This window comes from Mesorhizobium sp. M2C.T.Ca.TU.002.02.1.1 (genome assembly GCF_003997225.1).
On sequence record NZ_RZTO01000753.1, the window covers coordinates 1 to 3,003 of the forward strand.

The following is a 3,003-nucleotide window of genomic DNA, read 5'->3' on the forward strand; positions in this document are numbered from 1 at the left end:
GAAATCGGACGGCTCCTCGGTCGACGATATCATCCAGTCGCGGATAACCGAGTCCGGCGCCGATCTTCTGGTGCTCGGCGCCTACAGCCATTCCTGGCTGCGCCAGCTCCTGTTCGGCGGCGTCACCCGCACGGTGCTGCGCACGACGAATGTGGCGGCCTTCCTGTCGCGCTGATTCATTTTAGCGCGACGCGCCCAGAGTCCACAGCCCTGGCCAGCCTCCCCTTGCCAAGCCCGGCGCTTTCCGGCTAATTCCGCCTGCATTCCAGTGTTTCTGCGCGCCGACGGCGCGCCTTGCGGAGTGCGAACCATGTCCCTTCCCGAAAAAGCTTTTCCCGTCTCGTGGGACCAGTTCCACCGCGACGCCCGTGCGCTTTCCTGGCGGCTATCCGGCGCCAGCAAGGGACAATGGAAAGCGATCGTGTGCATCACGCGTGGCGGACTGGTGCCCGCCGCCATCATCGCGCGCGAGCTCGGCATCCGCATTATTGAGACGGTGTGCGTCGCCTCCTATCATGACTACACCAGCCAGGGTCAGTTGCAGGTCCTGAAGGAGATTTCGCCTTCGCTGCTTGCCGATGACGGCGCCGGCGTGCTCATCATCGACGACCTGACCGATACCGGCAAGACCGCGGGCATTGTGCGCGCCATGATGCCGAAGGCGCATTTCGCGACGGTCTATGCCAAGCCGAAGGGCCGGCCGCTGGTCGATACATTCGTCACCGAGGTCAGCCAGGACACCTGGATCTACTTTCCCTGGGATATGGGCTTCACGTACCAGAAGCCGATCGCGGATGATCACGCGGGCTGAACGGCCGCTATTGCCTGAAAAATCTGGCCGGAAACCGATCGCGGACGATCACGCCGGCCGAGCGGGCCCTCATGTCTCCGGAGAAACTGCCTCAAAAGCCGGTCCTGTAACCGCGCCAGTGAGCGCAATTACTTGGGCAGATGACCTTTTCTGGTGGTATTTCCCGATAGAGTGAAGTTTTTTACTTTTAAAGCCCACAATTCGCCATAAGATTCGTAAGGTGGCAAACGATTCTGGAGGCTGGGGCAGCTTCTTATCATGTTGACGAGGCCGGCGACGCACAACCAGATGGCCGAAAGAGTCCGGCGGCTCTTTGGCGTCGCGCCTTGTCGCCTGCAGGTTGCCGCCTTGCCCTGGCGTGAGGGCGAGAACGGCGTCGAGATCATGCTGATCACCAGTCGCGACACCGGGCGCTGGGTGCTGCCAAAGGGTTGGCCGGAGGCCAGGGAACCGCTTTGCGAGGCCGCCGCGCGCGAAGCGGGCGAGGAAGCCGGGCTGCGCGGCACCGTCCGGCATCTCGAAGCCGGCCGCTATTTCTATGCCAAGGTCCTCGCCTCAGGCGAGGAAGTGCCTTGCGAGGTGCTGGTCTTTCCGCTGCATGTCGAGCGCGTGGCGGACCGCTGGAAAGAGAAACGCGCGCGCACGCGCAAATGGGTCGGCCCGGACGAAGCCGTCCATATGGTCAACGAACCCGACCTTTGCCAGATCATTGCCGGCTTCTGCGCAGCGCCGAACAAGTTCGGCTGATTCAAAGCAATCCCAGGAAAAGTGTGCACGGTTGGGCTCGGCGACTTCGCCATAGCCTTCCATCCGGAATTGCGTCGTATCGCAAGATCGTCAGACGCGGCCGAAATCATCGGAACTGAGCCGGGTCCAACGATCGCCCATCAAACCGCCGATGAAGATGTCGCCGGAGCGGACCGCTTCCGTGACCTCGGCAATGCGCGAGCGCACCATCGTGCCCCCGGCATAGTGGAAGAAGACGTTCTTGTAGCCGAAGAGTTGAGGCATGAACCTGCTCTGGGTCTGGCCGGCAATGCCCACGCAGCCCAAATCCCGCGCAGCCGCAATGAGAGCATCCAGCGTTGCCCCCCAGTGGGACCCGGACGCCTGGATTTGCAGGAGGTTCGCGATGCCGTCGGCCTGGCCATAGAAGGCGTAGCATCCCAGCATCTTGCCGGTTTCATCATGAATTCCGCCGAAATGAAGTGGCCCGTAGGCTTGCTTCTCAGCCGCCAGCGCGAGCAACCGCGGCAACTCGCCGTCCTTCCAGCTCGGACGCAGGGAATAATCGGCCATGAGGACAGGCAGCCGCTCCGCGAACCGGGCCGCATCGATCGGCTCCCGATGGATCCGTTGGCTTGACGAATGCTGGGCCGGCGGCTCGAACCTTTTTCGTGCGAGCGCATCCAATGCTCCCGCGAAGGGATCGAGCGCGAGACGAGGCATCCCCGGCCATTTGCGGTGCAGCATGGCGACGGCCATGGCGCCCGGCCGGAAAACACAGGTCCATTCCAGACAATGCACCGGCAGGAGCTGATACTTCATCGGACGCGCGAAGGCCAAGGATGTCCGGTTGGCGGAATCGGTCAGGTACAGGTCGAATTCGCCTTGATGCAGGGCACGCAGCAATTGTGGCCCGGCCCAACCGTGGTCGATGCCGGAGTCGGTCATGAATGGACCGATGATGGCGGCGTTCAATGCCGTTCCGTTGAGCTCATAGCGGGCCTTCAGGACGCCCATGAAGCCACCCAATCGGCCCTGCGGGTCGATCTGGACAAGAGCCTTGCTCTCATCGCTGCCAAGGTAAAGCTCCCTCATATAGTCCGCCGTCCGCGCGATAGCGCGGTCGCGCTGGCGGCGACGATGGCGAAACTTCGTCAGGAAGAGCGCGGCGACGTGCTCGAGATCCTCGGCGGCCAAAGGCCGGACCAAGCCATGGGATTCCAGCGCCGACGGCCCGGCCACCTTGCCCGGGCCCGCTTTTGCGGAAACAGGATTCATCGTGAATGCCTATGCGAAAGCGCTGAAGGCTGCTGTTGTTCCCAAAGGAATCTCCATCCGGTCGCTTCCTGCAAAAAATCTCCAAGAGGCCTTACTCTGCCACTCCCGGTTTTCTTTTCTGTAAATACATCAGGATAATTGCTTAAAGTCACAAACATACATAAAAACTAAAATAGAAACTCCTAAAT

The 3,003-nt window shown here is 61.4% G+C and carries 4 protein-coding genes; 3 read left to right on the forward strand and 1 reads right to left on the reverse strand.

The window, feature by feature from the left end; genetic code table 11:
- The 3 genes from EOD07_RS38710 to EOD07_RS28810 form a co-directional block, all read left to right on the forward strand.
- Window positions 1-175 (forward strand): universal stress protein (locus EOD07_RS38710; protein ID WP_164772629.1); only part of this gene is annotated, 175 nt, incomplete at its 5' end.
- A gap of 135 nt (window positions 176-310) precedes the next feature.
- Window positions 311-811 carry a xanthine phosphoribosyltransferase gene (gpt, locus tag EOD07_RS28805; protein WP_040982355.1) on the forward strand — a complete coding sequence of 167 codons (501 nt, stop codon included), beginning with the start codon at window positions 311-313 and terminating at the stop codon, window positions 809-811.
- 258 nt (window positions 812-1,069) lie between these two features.
- Complete coding sequence (locus EOD07_RS28810; RefSeq protein WP_127237772.1) at window positions 1,070-1,558, forward strand: NUDIX hydrolase; 489 nt, start codon at window positions 1,070-1,072, stop codon at window positions 1,556-1,558.
- Between the two features lie 90 nt (window positions 1,559-1,648).
- Here EOD07_RS28810 and EOD07_RS28815 read toward each other — a convergent pair whose 3' ends face one another.
- Complete coding sequence (locus EOD07_RS28815; RefSeq protein WP_127237773.1) at window positions 1,649-2,815, reverse strand: hypothetical protein; 1,167 nt, start codon at window positions 2,813-2,815, stop codon at window positions 1,649-1,651.
- Window positions 2,816-3,003 lie beyond the last annotated feature (188 nt).